Annotated in this window: 20 protein-coding genes; 7 read left to right on the forward strand and 13 right to left on the reverse strand. The window is 58.0% G+C overall.

Features of this window, described 5'->3' with window-relative positions; translation table 11 throughout:
* Positions 1-13 precede the first annotated feature (13 nt).
* Both ACR0B0_RS10860 and ACR0B0_RS10865 read left to right on the forward strand, forming a co-directional pair.
* A complete protein-coding gene (locus tag ACR0B0_RS10860; protein ID WP_480647745.1) occupies positions 14-1,387 on the forward strand; it encodes a radical SAM protein in 1,374 nt (457 codons plus the stop codon).
* Complete coding sequence (locus ACR0B0_RS10865; RefSeq protein WP_480647746.1) at positions 1,384-2,217, forward strand: DUF547 domain-containing protein; 834 nt, start codon at positions 1,384-1,386, stop codon at positions 2,215-2,217. The genes ACR0B0_RS10860 and ACR0B0_RS10865 overlap by 4 nt, the downstream gene beginning before the upstream one ends.
* 13 nt (positions 2,218-2,230) lie before the next feature.
* Here ACR0B0_RS10865 and ACR0B0_RS10870 read toward each other — a convergent pair whose 3' ends face one another.
* From ACR0B0_RS10870 to nth, 3 genes are read right to left on the reverse strand one after another with little or no spacing between them, the layout of a single operon-like run.
* Positions 2,231-3,082 carry a glycosyltransferase family 2 protein gene (locus ACR0B0_RS10870; RefSeq protein WP_480647747.1) on the reverse strand — a complete coding sequence of 284 codons (852 nt, stop codon included), beginning with the start codon at positions 3,080-3,082 and terminating at the stop codon, positions 2,231-2,233.
* Positions 3,083-3,110: 28 nt separating this feature from the next.
* On the reverse strand, positions 3,111-4,100 hold the full coding sequence (locus ACR0B0_RS10875; RefSeq protein ID WP_170349786.1) for an adenosine kinase: 990 nt from the start codon (positions 4,098-4,100) through the stop codon (positions 3,111-3,113).
* Entirely contained in the window at positions 4,097-4,741 is a 645-nt protein-coding gene (gene nth, locus ACR0B0_RS10880; protein ID WP_170349787.1) for an endonuclease III, read from the reverse strand. Before nth ends, ACR0B0_RS10875 begins: the two co-directional genes overlap by 4 nt.
* Positions 4,742-4,859: 118 nt before the next feature.
* On the opposite strand from nth, the gene ACR0B0_RS10885 reads away from it, so the two are divergent.
* On the forward strand, positions 4,860-5,711 hold the full coding sequence (locus tag ACR0B0_RS10885; protein WP_170349788.1) for a methylated-DNA--[protein]-cysteine S-methyltransferase: 852 nt from the start codon (positions 4,860-4,862) through the stop codon (positions 5,709-5,711).
* Between the two features lie 52 nt (positions 5,712-5,763).
* On the opposite strand, the gene ACR0B0_RS10890 is transcribed toward ACR0B0_RS10885, so the two are convergent.
* Entirely contained in the window at positions 5,764-7,203 is a 1,440-nt protein-coding gene (locus tag ACR0B0_RS10890) for an aldehyde dehydrogenase family protein (RefSeq protein ID WP_480647749.1), read from the reverse strand.
* A gap of 183 nt (positions 7,204-7,386) precedes the next feature.
* Between ACR0B0_RS10890 and ACR0B0_RS10895 the strand changes: the two genes are divergently transcribed.
* Entirely contained in the window at positions 7,387-8,037 is a 651-nt protein-coding gene (locus tag ACR0B0_RS10895; protein WP_480647751.1) for a peroxiredoxin, read from the forward strand.
* A 69-nt stretch (positions 8,038-8,106) separates the two neighbouring features.
* Here ACR0B0_RS10895 and ACR0B0_RS10900 read toward each other — a convergent pair whose 3' ends face one another.
* The 4 genes from ACR0B0_RS10900 to ACR0B0_RS10915 all read right to left on the reverse strand — a co-directional run bounded on the left by ACR0B0_RS10900 (position 8,107) and on the right by ACR0B0_RS10915 (position 10,554).
* Positions 8,107-8,838, reverse strand: coding sequence for a glycosyltransferase family 25 protein (locus ACR0B0_RS10900; protein ID WP_170360746.1), 732 nt, complete (start codon positions 8,836-8,838; stop codon positions 8,107-8,109).
* A gap of 71 nt (positions 8,839-8,909) precedes the next feature.
* A complete protein-coding gene (locus tag ACR0B0_RS10905) occupies positions 8,910-9,599 on the reverse strand; it encodes an outer membrane protein (RefSeq protein WP_480647753.1) in 690 nt (229 codons plus the stop codon).
* 131 nt (positions 9,600-9,730) lie between these two features.
* A complete protein-coding gene (locus tag ACR0B0_RS10910) occupies positions 9,731-10,258 on the reverse strand; it encodes a helix-turn-helix transcriptional regulator (RefSeq protein WP_170360743.1) in 528 nt (175 codons plus the stop codon).
* A 23-nt stretch (positions 10,259-10,281) separates the two neighbouring features.
* A complete protein-coding gene (locus tag ACR0B0_RS10915; protein WP_170360740.1) occupies positions 10,282-10,554 on the reverse strand; it encodes a PepSY domain-containing protein in 273 nt (90 codons plus the stop codon).
* Positions 10,555-10,806: 252 nt separating this feature from the next.
* Between ACR0B0_RS10915 and ACR0B0_RS10920 the strand changes: the two genes are divergently transcribed.
* The gene (locus ACR0B0_RS10920; RefSeq protein WP_170349795.1) at positions 10,807-11,442 is read left to right on the forward strand and encodes a DUF1326 domain-containing protein; all 636 of its coding nucleotides are present in this window, start codon (positions 10,807-10,809) and stop codon (positions 11,440-11,442) included.
* A 52-nt stretch (positions 11,443-11,494) separates the two neighbouring features.
* On the opposite strand, the gene ACR0B0_RS10925 is transcribed toward ACR0B0_RS10920, so the two are convergent.
* Both ACR0B0_RS10925 and pnp read right to left on the reverse strand, forming a co-directional pair.
* A complete protein-coding gene (locus ACR0B0_RS10925; RefSeq protein WP_170349796.1) occupies positions 11,495-11,833 on the reverse strand; it encodes an NIPSNAP family protein in 339 nt (112 codons plus the stop codon).
* A gap of 124 nt (positions 11,834-11,957) precedes the next feature.
* Complete coding sequence (gene pnp / locus ACR0B0_RS10930) at positions 11,958-14,108, reverse strand: polyribonucleotide nucleotidyltransferase (protein WP_170349797.1); 2,151 nt, start codon at positions 14,106-14,108, stop codon at positions 11,958-11,960.
* A gap of 282 nt (positions 14,109-14,390) precedes the next feature.
* Here pnp and ACR0B0_RS10935 point away from each other — a divergent pair, with 282 nt between their 5' ends.
* Both ACR0B0_RS10935 and ACR0B0_RS10940 read left to right on the forward strand, forming a co-directional pair.
* Positions 14,391-15,152 (forward strand): DUF3299 domain-containing protein, encoded by a 762-nt coding sequence (locus ACR0B0_RS10935; protein WP_480647756.1) that lies wholly within the window; start codon positions 14,391-14,393, stop codon positions 15,150-15,152.
* 196 nt (positions 15,153-15,348) lie between these two features.
* Positions 15,349-16,950: a BCCT family transporter gene (locus ACR0B0_RS10940; protein WP_170349799.1), complete on the forward strand. Its 1,602-nt coding sequence runs from the start codon at positions 15,349-15,351 to the stop codon at positions 16,948-16,950.
* 117 nt (positions 16,951-17,067) lie between these two features.
* Here the strand turns inward: ACR0B0_RS10940 and ACR0B0_RS10945 are convergent, their stop codons facing one another.
* The 3 genes from ACR0B0_RS10945 to ACR0B0_RS10955 form a co-directional block, all read right to left on the reverse strand.
* Positions 17,068-18,189: a Hint domain-containing protein gene (locus ACR0B0_RS10945; protein WP_170349800.1), complete on the reverse strand. Its 1,122-nt coding sequence runs from the start codon at positions 18,187-18,189 to the stop codon at positions 17,068-17,070.
* A 253-nt stretch (positions 18,190-18,442) separates the two neighbouring features.
* Entirely contained in the window at positions 18,443-18,712 is a 270-nt protein-coding gene (rpsO, locus tag ACR0B0_RS10950; protein ID WP_008757925.1) for a 30S ribosomal protein S15, read from the reverse strand.
* A gap of 144 nt (positions 18,713-18,856) precedes the next feature.
* Positions 18,857-19,885 (reverse strand): calcium-binding protein, encoded by a 1,029-nt coding sequence (locus ACR0B0_RS10955; RefSeq protein ID WP_480647758.1) that lies wholly within the window; start codon positions 19,883-19,885, stop codon positions 18,857-18,859.
* Positions 19,886-19,898 lie beyond the last annotated feature (13 nt).

Genomic DNA, 19,898 nt, shown 5'->3' on the forward strand with positions numbered 1-19,898 from the left:
TAGCTTGGTGCGTATGAAAGACACCGCGCATCCCCAGCCCGCCATTGCCCCCGCCGGACGCAAGTTCACAGGCACCGACCGTCGTGCCCCCTTGCGTGGCGGTTTGCAAAGTTGCAGTGAATTTGGCGCGGGACAGACAGCGGGGCGGTTTTACCCCATCGCCTGCGTCGCGCTTGAGGTCACCCAGCACTGCAATCTGGATTGCACGCTATGCTACCTCTCGGACCGGGCCGAGATGACCTTTGACCCACCGCTTTCGGTTCTGTTTGCACGGCTCGCCACGATCCGCAGCCACTATGGCACAGGTGTCTCGGTACAACTGACGGGCGGTGATCCGACCCTGCGCAAAGTCGAGGATCTTGAGACCCTGTGCCGCGAGATCCGCCGTCTGGGCATGCGGTCCTGCCTGATGACCAACGGTATCCGCGCCAGCCGGGCTTTTCTGACGCGGCTGGCAGCGGCAGGGTTGGATGATGTCGCCTTTCACGTCGACCTGACCCAGGAACGAAAAGGGTTCAGCACCGAGGTCGAACTGAACACCGTGCGCCGCGCCTACATCCGCCGCGCGCGCGGGTTGGGGTTGCGTATCCTGTTCAATACCACCGTGTTTGGCGGCAATTTCGGCGAGATACCGAAATTGGCCCGGTTTCTGCGTGACCGCCCGGAGGTTACCTTTGTGTCGTTCCAGATGCAGGCCGATACCGGGCGCGGTGTTATGCGCGTGCGGCCCGATGCGATCACGCAGGACAGTGTGACGCGCGCGATCGAAGCAGGCTACGGCACGCCGCTGCATTTCGACACTGCTGCCGTTGGGCATTCCAAATGCAATCGTTATGCCAGTGTGGTCACCGCCGGAGGGCGCGCGGTCTCGTTGCTGTCGAACCGGCGGCTGGTGCATCGGGTGATCGCCGCGCTTGAGGGCGTTGACGATAAGCAGGACGCGCATATCCGCATCCGCCCCAAACTGCGGCGCATGATCCGGCGGCACCCGCTTCTGGCCTTGCGGGCGCTTGGTCATCTGGCGTTAAGCGTGGTGCGTCTGGGATCAGGGCTGCTGCGCGGCCCGGTGCGGCGGCAGGCCGTGTTCATCCATAACTTCATGGCGGCGGATGCGCTTGAGGAGGATCGCTGCGCCTCATGCGTGTTCATGGTCGCGACGGCCAACGGACCGCTGTCGATGTGTGTACACAATGCGCAGCGCGATATGCATCTGGCCAGCCCGGACCGGATCGAAGGCCCGACCGGCCCAAGCTGGTGGAACGCCGCCGTGCCGCGTCTGTCTGGTGGGCCGGATCTGCCCGAGCTTGGCGACCCCTCGCTTGCCCCGCTGAAGCGGCTCAAGGGTCAGATGCGGGCCCTGCGCCAGATTCGGAAGGACGCGTCATGAGATACCTGCTGATCCTGCTGCTGTCCTTGCTGGCCGCCTGCGCCAGTGTTGAGCGTTTGGCGCTGCCCGCGCCTGAGACCTTGCCGGGGCAGACCTTGACAAGCTACGCGCCACTGCCCGGACAACGGGTTGATCACGGTGATTGGACGGCTTTCCTGTCCCGTTATGTCGCGCCGGATGCGCAAGGTGTAAATCGGCTGGCTTATGGGCAGGTGACGCAGGCCGACCGGGCGCGGCTGGATGGTTATCTGACCGATTTGCAAGCCTTGGATCCGATGCAACTGACCCGCGATCAGCAGCTGGCCTATTGGATCAATCTCTATAATGCGGTGACGGTGGATGTGGTTCTTGATAACTATCCCGTGGCCTCGATCCGCGACATCAAAGACGGGCCGCTGTCGATCGGCCCATGGAACCGGCCTCTGGTTGAGGTGGCGGGGCAGACGCTGACCCTGAACGAAATCGAGCATCGCATCATAAGACCCACATATGATGAGCCCCGCATCCACTATGCGTTGAACTGCGCGGCCGTGGGTTGTCCCAATCTGATGAGCCGCGCTTGGCAGGCCGAGACCTTGGAGCAGGACTTTGCCGCGGCCGAGCGTGCCTATGTCAATGATCCGCGTGGGGTGCGGTTCAATGATCACGGGAGGCCTGTCCTGTCAAAAATCTACATCTGGTTCCGCGAAGATTTTGGACCAAATGAACAGGCCGTGCTGGCCTATATTCGAACGGTCGCCGATCCCGACTTGCGGGCCCGATTGCAGCAAACACAGCGGGTCAGGGCGTATGATTACGATTGGCGGCTGAACGACGCGGCCGGTTCATAGCACGATCTTCCGATCACACCTGGCCGAGAATACCCTGCGGGAGTTCCACGACGCGGTTCATGTCGGGTGTCGCAACAGGCACAAGGATACCGCGCCGATACCAGGCCGGTCTGTGGCGATTGCTTTGAACGTTCCGGACGTGACTGAGATGAGCATCGCTATCATCGACCTGACCCAAAGCAATGTGGTCAAGAATAATCCGTTCCCACTTGTCCAGATTCTTCCACGAGCGCGGCGCGTTCTTCATCATGATCTTTCGGTCACGATGGGCCTGATGCACGGCGTTCGAACACATCCGCATGTGCAGCAGATACAGCCCTTCAGGCATGTTTACAGTGTAGGAAGATGACCCTCGAGGGTTTATGTGAACCCCATGGTTTTCCAGCCGCATGCCATTTCGTACCGCAAACGCCTTGGAATACCTGGCAAGAACCAGACCATAGCGCCGCTGGGCGGTGATAGGGTCTGGCGTCAGTTCCTTTTCGCTTTCGTGCTGGAAAACCTCAAGGCCGAGAGCAAAGGCGAACGGAACCTCCTGACGCTGCAGGATCTCGGGCACGGTTCCATATGCCCTGTCCGCGACAATGAACTCATCCGAATCCGTGCGAATGACCCATTCATAGGAACTGGACAGGAATTGAACGAAGCGATGCAGCATTTCGAACCGCCACGTGTCGAAATTCGCAACGGGCTCCCTTGGGACAGTGATGCAGTTGCACCCTTGGGCAATCTCACGGTGCCGTGGGTCGGCACCATGAGAGACGATAAAAAGGTTTTCGGGGCCCAGCATGTCGCCGTAATAATCGCACCAGCGCGCCAGCATTTCATAGTCGCGGTACACCATCGTCAGCGCAGCTATTTTCATGCGATGCCCTCTGTCCGGCCCTGACTTTTTACAGCAAGCCTGCGGCGCGCAGCAGTTCCTGCATATTTGCTTCGGGCCTTGGGCCGATATGGCTGATCACTTCACGGGCGCAGACATTGCCGATGCGGGCGCAGGTCTCATAATCGCGACCGGTGGCCATGCCATACAGGAATCCGGCGGCAAACTGGTCGCCCGCGCCGGTCGCGTCCACCGGCACCACCTTTTCCACCGGAACATCGGTGCGTTGGCCGTCATACAGAACCGTTACCCCGTCACCCGACCGGGTACACACAACCAGAGGGCAGATCGCGGCGGTCTTTGCCAGCGCTTCTTCCAGATCGTCGGTTTCGAACAGCGACTTGATCTCGGCCTCGTTGCCGATGACGAAATCCAGCTCGTTCTCGATCAGCAGCAGGAAATCGACCCGGTGACGTTCCACGCAGAACGGGTCCGAGATGGCGATGCCCGCCATTCCGCCGCCTTTGTGACAGTTTCGCGCAGCCTCAAGAAACGCCGCCTTGCCCTTTTCCTTGTCGAACAGATACCCCTCAAGGAACATAAGCTGGCTGTTGCCTGCTACGTCAGCAGAGACGTCCGCCGAGGACAACTCGGACGAAATCCCCAAATAGGTGTTCATCGACCGTTCCCCATCGGGCGAGACAAAGATCATTGAGCGCGAGGTCGGCAGTTCGCCACCCGGCACCGGCGGGTTCACGAAATCCACGCCATCCTCGTTCATCGCATCCGCATAGAACCGGCCCAGCGCGTCATCATGCACTCGTCCGATAAACGCGGCATCCAGCCCCAGTGCGCCGGCCCCGGCGATGGTATTTGCCACAGACCCGCCCGGCGTCTGAACCCGACCTTCCATCGAGGCATACAGCACCTCGCCGCGTTCCTGTTCGATCAGCTGCATGATGCCTTTTTCGATGCCCATCAGTTCCAGGAAACTGTCATCGGCCTGGGAAATCACGTCCACAACGGCGTTTCCGATGCCAACAAGCTGGTAGGTTTTCATAGGTTCTTGTCCTCAAATTCGCAGAGATCGCGGATGATACAGGTGCCGCACATGGGTTTGCGCGCCTTACAGTGATAGCGGCCATGCAGGATCAGCCAGTGATGTGCATGCAGCTGGAAATCGGTTGGAATGTTGTCTTCGATGGCACGCTCGACCGCGTCCACGTTTTTGCCCGGGCAGATGCCGCTGCGATTGCCGACACGAAAGATATGGGTGTCCACCGCCTGCGCCGGATAGCGCCACCACATGTTCAGCACCACATTCGCCGTCTTGCGCCCCACCCCCGGCAGCGATTGCAGTGCCGCACGGGAATTGGGTACTTCGCCGCCATAGTCTTCGACCAGAATACGGCTGAGCTTGATGACGTTCTTGGCCTTTTGTCGAAAAAGACCGATGGTTTTGATGTGTTCGATCAGGCCGTCTTCGCCCAGATCCAGCATCTTTTGCGGGGTGTCGGCAACCTTGAACAACGCGCGTGTGGCTTTGTTGACGCCCGCGTCCGTCGCCTGCGCAGACAGCGCTACGGCCACGACCAAGGTGTAGACGTTCACATGCTCCAGCTCGCCCTTGGGTTCGGGGTCGGCGTCATGGAAACGCGTAAAGATCTCGCGGATCGTGTGATAGTCGAGTTGTTTTGCCATCCGGGCCTTAATGCCGCCCGCTGGCCCGTGACACAAGCCCAAAGCCAATGCGCAAGTTCCGGGTCGCTTGGACGTGGCCTGCGCGCTATGGTTTATCCCAGATAATGAGGTGAAAGACATGAACGTCCAGACTCCTGAAAGCGGCTATCACTACAACGTCATGCGACGCGCGATCGAGTTGATTGATCAGGGCGGTGAGCCCCTCAGCCTGGATGAGTTGGCCCGCCAAATGGACATGAGCCCAGCGCATTTCCAGCGCCTGTTCTCGCGCTGGACCGGCGTGTCACCGAAACGGTACCAGCAATACCTGACTTTGGGTCACGCTAAGGCTCTGTTGCGCGAACGGTTCACGACGCTGGAGACCGCCCACAATGTGGGCCTGTCCGGCTCTGGCCGCCTGCACGATTTGTTCCTGAAATGGGAATCCATGAGCCCCGGCGAATACGCCCGCAAAGGGTCAGGGCTGACGATCTATTGGGGTTGGTTCGAAAGCCCCTTTGGCCCCGCGCTGGTGATGGGTACCGACAAAGGCATTTGCGGCATGGCCTTCGGCGCCGAGACCGGTGAAGAAGACGCGATGGAGGATATGCTGTCGCGCTGGCCGCAGGCGGACTTTGTCGAGGACCCGATGTGCCTGCGCCCGTGGGTGCTGAGCGCGTTTGGATCGGTCAGCGACCGCTTGGAGCCGACGCCCCTATACCTGATCGGCTCACCCCTGCAGATCAAGGTGTGGGAGGCACTGATGCATATACCCTCGGGCCAGGTCACCACTTATTCCGAGATCGCGCAGCGGGTAGGGTCCCCGCAAGCGGTGCGTGCGGTTGGCACGGCTGTAGGGCGCAACCCGGTCAGCTGGCTGATCCCCTGCCACCGGGCGCTGCGGAAATCTGGCGGTTTGGGCGGCTACCATTGGGGCCTGCCGGTCAAACGCGCCATGCTGGCCTATGAGGCTGCACAGGCGGAAGCCTGAAAACAGAGCGAGGCACCGTAAGGTGCCTCACAATTGGATTAATCAAACTTGATTACTCGGTAGCCCAGCCACCGACGGATTTGACTTCCAGAAAGTCCTCCAAGCCCCAAACGCCGCCTTCGCGTCCATTGCCGGATTGCTTCATCCCACCAAACGGTGATCCGGCACTGCGTGACTGGCCATTCATTTCAACCATGCCCGACCGCAGCACCCGCGCCATACGATTGGCGCGCGCGGGGTCTTGTGTCTGGACATAGTTGGTCAGACCATAAGGCGTGTCATTGGCGATCTCGACGGCATCTTCTTCGGTGTCGAAGGGCATCATGGTCAGGACCGGGCCAAAGATTTCTTCACGCGCGATAGTCATCTGATTATTGGCGTCGGCAAAGACGGTGGGGCGGACGTAGTACCCTTTGTTCAGCCCCTCGGGCCGTCCGGTGCCACCTGCGACCAGACGCGCGCCCTCATCAATGCCTTGCTGGATCAGGTCCTGAATTTTAGTCCATTGCACTTCGTTCACTACAGGACCGATATGGCGGCCTTCCTCAAGCGCGGGACCAACGGTGACTTTGTTGGCTACCTCTGCCGCAATCTCCACCGCCTGATCATAGATCGGGCGCTGGACCAGCATGCGGCTGGGCGCGTTGCAGCTTTGGCCGGTGTTGTTCATCATGTGCAGCACACCGCGTTTAACGGCCTTTTCATCGGCATCGGCAAAGATCACGTTCGCGCCTTTGCCGCCCAGTTCCAGATGCACTTTCTTCAGCGTTTCGGCCGCAGCCTTGGAAATCGCGGTTCCGGCACGGGTCGATCCGGTAAAGCTGACCATATCCACATCTGGGTGTGCCGAAAGTTGCGAGCCGACGCCCACCCCATCGCCATTCACCAGATTGAACACGCCGGGCGGAAAGCCTGCGGCGTCCATCATCTCGGCAAAGATCATCGCGTTCAGTGGGCTTTGCTCGGATGGCTTCAGCACCATTGTGCAACCCGCAATCGCCGCAGCACCGACTTTGAGCGTGATCTGGTTCATCGGCCAGTTCCACGGTGTGATCAGGGCCGCAACGCCGACGGCCTCGTGAATGATGCGGTCATTGGGGGCATGATCGCCCAACGGGCGTTCGAACGGGAATTCCTTTGCGGCGCGGATGAAGTTCTTGAGGTGATAGATGCCCGCACCCGCTTGCGAACTGCGTGACATATCCAGCGGCGCGCCCATCTCAAGCGACATAGCCTGCGCCAGATCTTCCGAGCGGGATTGATAGACCTCGACAAGTTTTTCAACCAGCGCGATCCGTTCCGCAACCGGAGTGGCCATCCAGCTGGGCAGAGCCGCCTTGGCCGCAGCGACGGCGGCATCCGTATCGGCCTGCGCGCCCAACGAGATCACCGCGCAGGGTTCCTCTGACGAGGGGTTGATCACGTGAAAGTCATTGGCCGCCGAGGGGGCGACCCACTGACCGTTGATATAGAAATCGCGTTTTTCGATCATGGCGCATCCTCCTGTGCCAACAGCCCGAAGTCGGGAATCGCGGCCACTCTGTCACCGGGGCAAGGGCACGGCAAGGAAAAATTTGATCAAATTATTTGACGCCCTTATGTGGTTTAACAATCGCGCAAAGTGTTTAGGTTTACGGCAACCGACTCGGGTTTTTCACAATAAAGGAGATTCGCCATGGGTTTGCGCATCAATGATACGGTTCCGAACTTCACTGCAGAGACGGATCAGGGCACCATTCAGTTCCATGATTGGATCGGTGACAGCTGGGCGATCCTGTTTTCGCACCCCAAAGATTTTACTCCTGTTTGCACCACCGAGTTTTCGGCTGTGGCGCAGCTGAATGACGAATGGGCGGCTCGCAATACCAAGGTTCTGGGCGTGTCGGTCGACGGGGTCGAGGATCACAAGAAGTGGAAAAAAGACATCGAGGCTTACGGCAACGCCAACCCCGGCTTTCCGATCATCGCCGATGACGGGCTGGCGGTGTCCAAGGCGTTCGACATGCTGCCAGCCGAGGCGTATCTGCCCGACGGTCGCACGCCTGCAGACAGCGCCACGGTGCGCTCGGCCTTTATAATCGGGCCGGACAAGCAGCTGAAACTTTCGATGACCTATCCGATGACCGTGGGCCGGAACTTTGCCGAGATTCTGCGCGCGCTGGACGGATTGCAGATGTCGGCCAAGGGCGTTGCGACGCCTGCCAACTGGGTGCCGGGTGAAGACGTGATCATCCCGCCTTCCGTGTCCAACGACGAAGCGAAAGAAAAGTTCGGCGAGTTCGAAACGATCTTTCCCTATCTGCGCAAGACCAAGGCACCGTCGTAAGGCGGCACCGGGTCCGGGGGGCTGTCTGCCCCCCTCGCGCCTAACGGCGTACTTCCCCCGAAGGTATCTTCAGCCAGATGAAGTACGTGGGCGCTGCGGGTGCAGGTGCAGCTTTGCCCGATAAGCTGCGCGTTTGAATTCGCGGGTCAGTTTATCCGACAGTGGCGGTTTGGTTTGGATGGTCGACCCACCGATTTCGCGCGCCACCTCTTGATTGCCACTGCCCAGCAGGGCGTGGATGGGTTGGCCGGTCAGCCAGTGCATTTGCATGAAGGTATCTACCGGGCGGTCAATCTGTTCGGTGGCGGCAAGCAATCGTTTGGCCGCGTGTCGACCCACCATCTGACAGACGCATTGCAACCCGATCACCTTGGGCAGGATCAGCCGAAGTCCGTTCTGTTCGGCCAGAGTCTGAACCGGGACCTCGCGCTGCTTTACCGGAATGCGGATATAATGGTCGGGTGTGGCGATCGGGGCCAGAACCTTGAGCGTCTCGGCCATGCGGGCGGGGTCGATACGCAGGTCATCTTCGGTGATGATGGCCAGATCAATTTCTTCATCGACCAGCTTGCGCCAGATGCGGCGATGGCTTTCGAACACGCCGATTTCAGCCGGACGGAGGGGAAAGGGGTAATGCGGGCGGTGCAGATTGCCGGGATGAAGCTGAACACCGGCGATCTGTTCAGGATCACGGCCATTCACGGCCTCGAACAGTTCGGCATTTGGCAGATCGGCGCACAGCTTGTCGGCATTGGGTCGCCGGGCGGTGCTAGAGGACATATGGATGATAAAAGATCGCATGATCCCGTGCATAGAACACGGGACCATGCGGGGGAAGAGGAACCGGATAGAAACTCTGCCCCCGTGCGCACTCAGAACCCGTAGCGCAGGCCGACATTGACGCTGAACGTGTCGATATCGTCCTCGACAGAGCCGGTAGAGGCTCCGTTGGGTGCCACGCGGTTGGTTGAGACGTCGAAGGCACGAGAATAGCGGGTATCGAGGGTTAATGCAGTGGTTTCGTTGACCTCATAAGCCACGCCGGCGATGACTTGGGCTGCAAAGTTCGTCTCACTGTCGTCCAGCCGCACGCCCGGCCCGTAAGAGATGTCGATATCGGAATAGGTTACGCCAAGACCCAGACCCACATAGGGTGTGAAAGCGCTGTTTTGCTTGATGTCGAATAGCACATTGCCAAACAGCGAGGTCTGCGTGATATCGCCCGATGTATTCCCCTCATTTCCGGGGCCGTTGCCCGAGAAGTTGACGCCGTCCACGTCGTTGTCGCGGTAGGACAATTCCAGTTCGACCCGGGTGCCGATGCGGTCATTAGACCATTGTGGAATTTCCTTGCCAACGGCGATACCCAACCCATAGCCCGCGTCAAAATCGGTGTCCACGGATTGTGGCGATCCGTGGACCGTGCCGCCGAAGTCGCTGTCTTGCAATTGGCTGTAGCCTGCGAAGCCCTGAATATAAAGGCCATCAGTCAGGCTTTGGGCAGCCAGTGCCGACGCGCCGACCGTCAGGGCCGCCGAGGCGAGAATGAGACGAGAAACCATAACCATGTCCTTTGTTCCGAATTGGGTACAAGGCACATGTGGGCAATTGAGACGCGAAAAGAAGGCGCGGGAGCTTCACGTTGAGTCACAGGTTATTTGCACGGAGTGAGTGAATAAATCCGCCTTGAATTTCAGATTTGATCTTTTCTGGGCTTGGGCGCTTTGGGCTCGTTCATCAGCGGAGCGGTCAAAAGCTCTTCGACAAAGAAACTGAGCAGTTGAAGCCGCCCCGTGACATCTGCCTTACGATAAATCGCTGCGCTTTGTGCCTTGATCGTCCCTTCTTTGGTCTGCCTGAGTTCAGCGATTTCTGCGATGGACAGCCCTTTGATGGACAGCAGCGCGACATCACGTTCAGCGTCGCTGAGTTGCCATTCGCTGAACTGGTTGTCGATGATTTGGGCAAAGGCACCCTGCGCCACACCAAGCTGACGCTGCATTTCGCGCACGCGTCGATTTTGCGTGCGTATCAGGGTAATGGTTGCGGCCAGTCCCCCCATCAGCGCCAGCGACAGAACCAGTTCAAACCCGTGCAGATGGCGGAACCCGGCACTTTCGCCTCCGGTCCAATCCAGGATCGCGTCGGTCAAGAAAAAGGCGGCGCAGAGGGCCTGCACCACCAGAAGAAGCCAGAGTAAAGACGTCTGTGAGAGCTTCATGGCGCTCCTTTGATTTCGCGCGGTCAGTCGTCGTCTTTTTCGATTTCGATGGCGGTCACCTCGCCATTCGTCTCGGTCAGGACCAGTTCAGTTTCCACGCCATCCTTGCTGAGTTCAACCTCGATCTCACCATCTTCGAACTCGATCTCCTCGATCTGGTATCCCTGCGCCTCTAGAGTCGCCCGGATTTCGGCCTCGCTGGTTCCCAGTTTGTCGCCAAGCCCTACGTTGGCCAGAGCCAGGGCCGGGGCAGTTACGATCAGGCCGGTCAGTGTCAGCATCTTGAAGGTTTCCATATCGCATCTCCTTTTGTGCATTGCGTCGATGCGATCGAACTGGGGATGGCCCCCGGCTGCTGCGATTGGATTTTGGTTGAAACTGGCGGGTTTAAACCAAGGTTTACGCCGCAATTTCAACGAAACAGGGGCATTTAGGCCTTACGGTTCTGAACGCAACCAATTTGTGGTAGGGTGTTGTCGGGGGAATAATCTACAGGCATGCGACCAACGACGTCGGGATTTTCAGACTGTGCATAACAGGAGAAGACGATGGGTTTTACTGATTGGTACATTGAAGGCGATGCTTTTGGGAACTGCAACTGCGGGTATGCATGCCCTTGCCAGTTCGAAGAATTGCCAACCCATGGCCATTGCCGCGGGTTTGAAGTGTTGGAAGTTTCAAAGGGGCATTTTGGCGACACGGATCTAAGTGGTACGAAGGCTGCTCTTATCTATGCCTGGCCGGGTCCCATTTTCGAGGGCGGCGGTGAGATGCAGGTGATCATCGATCCAAGTGCCTCGGACGCCCAACGCGCCGCATTGGAAAAGGTCTTTCACGGCGAAGAGACCGAGGAAATGGCGACCCACTGGCATGTTTTCCGTACGATGTGCGACAACGTTCATGAGACTCTGTATGTGCCGATTGATTTTGAGATGGACATGGACGGGCGTACGGCCCAGGTCACCATCGGGGATGTGCTGAAATCTACCGGCGAACCGATTCAGGCACCGCATGGCGGTGGCCCGCATCGCGTACGGATCGATATCCCCGGCGGTATCGAATTCACCCTGGCCGAGATCGGCAGCGCGTCGACCAAGGCAGACGCGGCGATCAAACTGGACCTGAACGACAGCTACGGCCAATGGCATATCATGAAGCACGGGCCGTCAGGGGTGGCGCACTGATTGTTGAGCAGCGCCGCATTTGTCCAAAACCCGAATTGCGGCGCAGTTCCCACTACATATCGAGTGTTCGAGCGCCTTTGAATGTCTCGAACCCGTTGGTTGTCTCGGTCAGTTCTGCCTCGTAATGGGCAATCATTGACATTGCGATGGGCTCGATCTGCTCGTGCCAGACTGGCCCTTCGTAGAAGTCATTCTTTAACCGCTCTCTTGCTTCCAAAGAGGGGAAAGCGCGCATCCAGTGTACTTTGTTGGCATCCTCCAGATCGCGGAGTGGCCCAAAAACAAGCATGCCTGCATCGCGCAGAGCAGAGCGGTTATGCTTTTCAAAAAACGCAATAAATTCCTCCCGGAGGCCGGGTTTCAGCGTGTAATGACGAATTTCCAGGATCATTGCATTGCCTCACAGAAGAACTCTTTAACTGTCGCCATGGTTCGAGGACGTTTCAAGGGCAGCCCAAACAAAAAAAGACCCCGGCTGAAACCGGGGTCTTTCCTGTTCGAAATAGAAAGGCAGATTACTCTGCGCTTTCCTCTTTCTTTTCTTTCTTCTCGGGAACGATCTCTTCACCGGTTTCCTGATCGACCACTTTCATCGACAGGCGCACCTTGCCGCGATCGTCAAAGCCCAGCAGCTTGACTTTCACTTCCTGACCTTCCTTCAGAACATCTGACGGATGGTTCAGGCGGCGGTTTTCGATTTGGGACACGTGGACCAGACCGTCGCGCTTGCCAAAGAAATTCACAAAGGCACCGAAGTCGACGATCTTGACCACTTTACCGGTATAGATCTGGCCCTCTTCGGGTTCTGCGACGATCGAGTGGATCATCTCATAGGCCTTCTTGATCGATTCACCGTCGGGCGAGGCGATCTTGATCACGCCGTCGTCGTTGATGTCGACCTTAGCACCCGACACTTCGACGATTTCGCGGATGACCTTACCGCCCGAGCCGATCACTTCACGGATCTTGTCGGTCGGGATGTTCATGGTCTCGATGCGCGGTGCGTGGACCGAGAATTCGTTGGTTTCGGACAGGGCTTTGCCCATCTCGCCCAGGATGTGCATCCGGCCGTCCTTGGCTTGCGCCAGGGCTTTTTCCATGATCTCGGGTGTGATGCCCGCAACCTTGATGTCCATCTGCAGCGAGGTGATGCCGTTTTCGGTACCCGCCACTTTGAAGTCCATGTCGCCCAGGTGGTCTTCGTCACCCAGAATGTCCGACAGGATGGCATAGTTGCCGTCATCTTCCAGGATCAGACCCATGGCCACACCGGCAACCGGTGCTTTCAGCGGAACGCCCGCATCCATCATCGACAGCGAGCCGCCGCAGACCGACGCCATCGAGCTGGAGCCGTTGGATTCGGTGATCTCCGACACGATGCGGATCGTGTAGGGGAAGTCGGTCGCCGCAGGCAGAACCGCCTGCAAAGCGCGCCATGCCAGCTTGCCGTGGCCAATCTCACGACGGCCGGGGCCACCAACGCGGCCAACTTCACCTACCGAATACGGAGGAAAGTTGTAGTGCAGCAGGAAGTTCGATTTGAAGTTGCCGTGCAGCGCGTCGATGAACTGTTCGTCGTCGCCGGTGCCCAGTGTGGTCACGGCCAGCGCCTGTGTTTCACCACGGGTGAACAGCGCGGAACCGTGCGTACGCGGCAGCATCGAGGTTTCTGCAACGATCGAGCGGATATCGGTGGTCGAGCGACCATCGATCCGCTTGCCGCCTTTGACGACGTCGCCGCGCAGAATACCTGCTTCCAGCTTTTTCATTGCCGAACCGAGGTTGCCGTCTTCCAACTGCTCTTCGGTCAACGCTTCCTTGATCGCTTCACGGGCAGCGGCAACAGCGGCGGTGCGCTCCTGCTTGTCGGTGATTGCGAAGGCGGCGCGCATCTGCTCTTCACCGGCGGCCTTAACGGCAGCTGACAGTTCGGAGTAATCCGGCGCCTGGAAATCGAACGGCTCTTTCGCGGCTTCTTCGGCCAGCGAGATGATCAGGTCGATGACCGGCTGAATCTGCTCATGCGCAAAGTTGACCGCGCCCAGCATTTCCGCCTCGGACAGCTCGTAGGCTTCCGATTCCACCATCATCACGGCGTCTTTGGTGCCAGCAACAACCAGATCCAGACGCTGTTCGGGGTTCAGGCGCAGGTCCTGCATATCGTCGACGGTCGGGTTCAGGACGTATTCGCCATCCTCAAACCCAACACGGGCACCGGCGATCGGGCCACGGAACGGCGCACCGGAAATGGTCAACGCAGCCGACGCAGCGATCATCGCGACGATGTCGGGGTCGTTGACGAGATCGTGGCTGAGGACGGTACACATCACCAGAACTTCGTTCTTGAAGCCGTCAACGAACAGCGGGCGGATCGGACGGTCGATCAGACGCGCGGTCAGCGTCTCTTTCTCGGTCGGGCGCGCCTCGCGCTTGAAGAAGCCACCCGGAACCTTACCGGCGGCATAGTATTTTTCCTGATAATGCACGGTCAGCGGGAAAAAGTCCTGACCGGGTTTTTGTGCCCGCGCAAAGGTCACGTTTGCCATGACGCTGGTTTCGCCCAGCGTGGCAATCACGCTGCCGTCCGCCTGACGGGCAACTTTGCCGGTTTCCAGTGTCAGCGTCTCTTCGCCCCACTGCATAGATTTCTTTGTTACATCAAACATATGCGTATCCTAGATGGGAGCGCTCCCGGCCCTCCGGGTCTCCCGTTTGCATGGCGGCCCCATTGCCGCCGACCCCATTTTAACTTTCGTCTGAGTGCCAGGGTCAGGGCACAACGTCTCAGATATCGCGCGCATACATGAGATTGCGCCCAAAGGAAAGCGAAACCGAACCGGGTTGGCGGTCTGCCGCCCTGCTGAATTCGTGATGATGCCGGCATGGACCTGGGGTGGTACAGGCCGCTAAGGTACGGGGGCATTTCGGGTTTCGGGCGGAGAATGCAGATGACGGCCTGGCTAAGGATTATACCGCTGGCATTGCTGGGTTTCATCGGCCCGGTTTCGGCCGCGCCAGGTGCTGCGTTAGATTGGGCCGCGCTGCCGGACCCGTCGGTCCAGACCTATGACGACCCTTTTCGCGCGCTTACCCCCGAGCAATTTGATGATCTGTTATTCGCGGTCCGCCTGCGCAGCAGATTGCAGCAAGACGTCGGCAGCGCGGAAGACCGCCAGAAATGGCAATCACTTCTGATGGAAACCGAAGATGCCCTTGCCGCCGACCAGATTGACGTCGACTGGCTGCTGTCCCAGCGCGAATACGTGTCCGAGCGCCGAAACAGGGCCAACACAAGCGGCAATCCCGGTCTTGACGGTCAGACGGTGACCCTGATGGGTTATGCCATTCCTGCGCCATCGGATGAAGATGGCCAATCGGTGGCTTATCTGGTGCCTATGCCCGGCATGTGCAGTCACCTGCCACCACCCGCGCCGAACCAGATGATCCGGTTGCAATTGCGCAACGGCTGGACACCGGCCTATACGCATGAGCCGGTGCGCCTGACTGGGCAACTGTTAATCGATCCTTCGGACCATGAGATGAACGTCGTTGACGGGCTAATGCCGATGCGTGCCACATTCCGAATGGATGTCGACCTTGTCGAGACGCTGGAAAATCAAGAGGGTCAATCCACCTGGACGCCATCCCTAAGGGACCGGTTGCGCGCGGCGGGCAGTCGTAAAACCCGTGGGGCGCCGTTACAGGATTAATTACCCGTTTTTCCGTTTTTGGCAGTAAAACCCCGAAAATTGCGCGGATTTTGCGAAATTTTGATGATCGTGTAAGCTCTTACCAGAAGACTCGCGGTCGACATGACGGGAAACGCGCCAAGGGAAAACCAGAAAACTTGCCGTCCACCGACCGAAGACCTTGGCGTTTGCACGCAGCAAACTGAGGGAAAGTCGAATGGCACAAACCAAGAAAATGCTGGATCCAGATCCACGGATCTATGATTTTGAGACCGAATATGAGCTGGGCCAGGATAATGTCAGGCCTTTCGGGCTGGATATCCACAACCCGGTCTTTCTGATCTCTAGTATCCTGATCTTTGCCTTTGTTCTGATCGCCTTAGCCAACCAAGAGGCCGCAGCGACGTTCTTTGGCTGGCTCCGGCCCTGGCTGACAAGCACGTTTGATTGGTTCCTGGTCCTGTCCGTGGATGCGATCACGCTGTTCTGCCTGGTGCTGATCATCCTGCCCGTGGGCAAGGTTCGGATTGGCGGCAAAGACGCCAAGCCCGATTATTCCTATGCAGGCTGGATCGCGATGATGTTCGCCGCCGGCATCGGCATCGGTCTGCTGTTCTTTGGAGTGATGGAGCCGGTCTATTACAACTTTGCCGAGGACGGTAATGCCGTGCCACTAGGCATTGATATCGCAGTGCCGGGCAACGAATATGCCGGTATCGTCGGCACCATCCACCACTGGGGCCTTGAAGGTTGGGCGGTGTACGCCGCGGTTGGCCTTAGCCTTGCAATCTTCAGTTACAATTTGGGCCTACCGTTGACCCTTCGGTCTGCGTTCTACCCGATCCTGGGTGAGCGAGTCTGGGGCTGGTGGGGCCATTTCATCGATACGTTGGCCGTCTTTGCCACCCTTTTCGGCCTGACCACATCATTGGGTCTGGGCGCGCAGCAGGTTGCGGCGGGGCTGTACGAAGTGTTCGGCATCGAATCCAGCCCGACCGTCGTTGTCCTGCTTATTATTGGCATCACCATGATTGCACTGGGCTCGGTCCTGATGGGTATGGATGCAGGCGTCAAACGGCTGAGTGAGATCAACATGATCATGGCCGTAGGGCTGTTCATTTTCGTCATTGTTGTCACCGGAATTGGCACAGCCATCTCACGGTATTTCAACGTGATGACGGATTATGTGCTGCACCTGCCAGCGCTGTCCAACCCATTCGGACGTGAGGATACCAGCTACTTCCATGGCTGGACCACCTTCTACTGGGCGTGGTGGATCGCATGGTCACCGTTTGTGGGCATGTTTATTGCCCGTATCTCGAAGGGCCGCACGGTACGTGAATTCGTCATCTGCGCCCTGCTTGCGCCGACAGCGGTTTGCGCCCTGTGGATGTCGACATTTGGCGGTGCAGCCATCGATATGTTGAATGCGGGCGGAGCGGAAGGTGTTCGCGCCACGGTGATCGACAGTTATGCCCCCGAAGGCGCGCTGTTCGGCTTCCTGAAAGAGCTGCCGCTGTATAGCATCGTGGCCCCAATTGCGCTGGTCCTGATCGTGGTGTTCTTTGTGACCTCGTCGGACTCGGGTTCGCTGGTGATCGACACGATCACGGCGGGCGGCAAGATGGACGCCCCCGTCATCCAGCGCGTGTTCTGGTGTACGCTCGAAGGTCTGGTCGCCATCGCATTGCTGCTGGGCGGTGGCCTTGCCGCCTTGCAAGGCGCAGCGGTGTCGACAGGTATCCCCTTCACGCTGGTGGTTCTGATCATGTGCTATTGCCTATGGCTGGCACTGAAATCAGAGAAGGCGAAGATGTGAGGTAATCCCTGACACAACGGAAGCGCTCGCCATCAGGCGGGCGTTTTTTTGTTGCGCCTTAGGTCGGTTCTCGGCCTAAAATCTGAAAGCTTTGTTTTGCTATCAAATAGAAGAATTCTAAGCGGGGAATTCGCCGAACAGAGGTTTTTGATTGCTCTGATGCCGCTGGACAAGCTTTCGCATTTGTTTGCCCTTTTGGGGAATATAGCGTGCCGACAGCGCCTGAACCTGTGGGTCGCCGCATCCGGGAAACAAATCCATTATCTCTTGCCGGGCCTCTTCCGAGACTGATTTTATGGCTTCTGGCCCTGTAAAAAGGCTTTCCGTTGGTGTGCCGTTGGACCAGATGATTTCATGCGTATCGAACAGAAGATGGAAATACACCACCCCGTCTGATGTGTTTTCCAGTGTCTCAACGCCGTCAAGCGGAAGAAGCTTGTTCGCCGGGATCAAGATATCCTTACAATCAAACATGCGCAGAGCGACCGTTGAGGAAACAAGAACACGATGCTGTGGTGAGACGACAAGATCCTGCTTGGGGTATCCTGCCCCCAAGGCACCGGCGCGGATCAGAATCGGTTTAAGTCTCGGCTGGGCCTCCAGTTCAGCGTTGCTGAGACAGCGTGACCCGATCCATCGGATAGGTTTATGGCCATGATCATAGGTCAGAACCTGATCTGACACTTGCAGGTCCTCGACCCGCCTTGGACCCTGAAGCGTTTCAATAAGGGTTCCGGACGCAAAGCATAGCACGTCCACAAACTCGCCGCTTGCGTTTGTTGGGCCCGTTTGTGACTGGTTGATGTCAATTTCGTTTTGCCCGCTATCATTCCAAGCCGCAGCAATTGCATCGGTGTTTACGGTCAATCCATTGAACAGCGCCAGCGGTTCCAGCGGCCCATTGTTCACCTTCACACCAAACAGCGCGATGGTTCCGTCCGGATTTACCTCTAACCGGACGACGGGTTCCCCATTCGTGTTTCCCAGCTGCCAAACGGCAGGTGTGTCGATCTCATACCTGTCACCGTCAGCAAACTGAACCGTTTGGCCCGCGGTTCCAGGTATCTGAAATTGAAGCTCATTTGGGGCTCCGGCAGGCCCGCCGACAAACAGATCGACGTCATTGATCTGAAGACTGAAACTGTTGTCCAGACTATCGAAGTCAATAACGAATCCGCCACCAGGGGACGTATCTGTAAAGTCGGTGGAGCCACCACCACTGATGCTGAAGTCTGTCATTTAATTTCTTCGGTCCCAAATCTTACGCGGACACAAAATCCATGTGCGGGGGTTCAATCAAGGCCGCAATGAGGTCATTTCGCGGCACCGGGAAAGTGTGTTCCGACGCTAAGGTTGGCGAAGTGTAAGGAAAAACTGTATCCGTTTCAGCACGTTCGCGATTCATGCGCTTTACCATCACTGGCGGGGTAAAACAAAAAAACGCCCGCCAAAAAGGCGGGCGTCTGAATTGTACCAGCTGTACAGTCCGATTTTAACGGCGGATGCCCAGCTTTTTGATCAGGTCCTGATAGCGTGCTTCTTCCTTGCCCTTCAGGTAGTCCAGCAGCTTACGGCGCTGGGCGACCATTTTCAGTAGACCGCGACGACCGTGGTTGTCTTTTTTGTGGGTCTTGAAGTGCTCGGTCAGGGTGGTGATGCGCGAGGTCAGGATGGCAACTTGGACTTCTGGCGAACCGGTGTCGCCGTCCTTGGTTGCGAATTCTTTCATAACGCGTGCTTTTTCAGCGGCAGTAATCGACATCGGGGTCTCCTTTAAAAGGTTAGAGTTGATGGCGCAGGCCGGGATGTCGTCCAGCACAGGCCCATGGAGAAGACCGCACCGATTCCGATGCGGATGCGCGCGTATAAGCGTAATTTTGGCGAATGGCAAAAGGATTCTTCGGGCTCAGCCCAATGCGACCAGCTGTGCCAGATCGATCTCAGAGATCAGCTGAATGTCGTCGGCCGTCAACCCTTCGGCCCCCAGCAGCTGCGCCACATCCTGCCCGTCGATCAGCACATGTGTGAGATTCTCGTTTTCAGCGTCAGTTTCGATCTGAATGTCGGGGTCTTCCTGACCATCCCATGATACAAACAGCTTGTCCTGACCGGGTTGGAAATCCATCACGGTCACCGCTTCATCCTCGGCTTCGGGGGTCAGGATAATCTCATCCGCGCCGTCGCCGCCGGTGACGATGTCGCCGCTATCGGCCAGAATCGTATCCTCGCCAGCGCCGCCGTTCAGGAAATCGACAGCGTCTACTTCTTCTTCGCCGTTCAATATGTCGTCGCCGTCGCCGCCAAAAAGAACATCCTCACCCGTGCCGCCGTCCAGTATGTCGTCGCCATACCCGCCGTGCAGTGCATCATCGCCTTCACCACCGTCCAACGTGTCATCGTCCTGCCCGCCATAGAGCGCATCTTCACCCTCGCCCCCCTCCAGCTGATCTGCGCCGGAATGACCATAAAGCATGTCATCGTCTTCACCCCCGGTCAGCAGGTCATCCTCATCCTCGCCATGCAGAATATCGTCGCCCGCGCCTCCTGACACGAAATCCGCCCCTTCACCGGCGAAAAGCACGTCATCGCCTTCACCACCGTCGATGGTGTCATCCCCACTATATCCATTGACTTGGTCGTCCCCGTCCTGACCGGTCAGCACATCCGCCTCTTCGGTTCCGGCAATGACCAGATCGCCTTCAAATTCGGACAGGATGGTTCCGGTCGATGGTTCCTGTTCTTCCGCGGTGTCTTGGGACGTGGTCGGGTCTTCGTCGGTTTCGTCGATCTCAAGGTACTTGCCGTCAGAGACCTCATCAGGCTGATCGTCAATGCTGTCATCATCTTCGGGCGTGTCTTCGGGGACAAACGCGTCGCTCATGGCAAAGGCTGCGCCACCGACAGCGGCCAGACTTAGAAATCCGATCAGAAACATGGGAACCCTCCGT

This window comes from Ruegeria sp. BA12 (assembly GCF_056539625.1).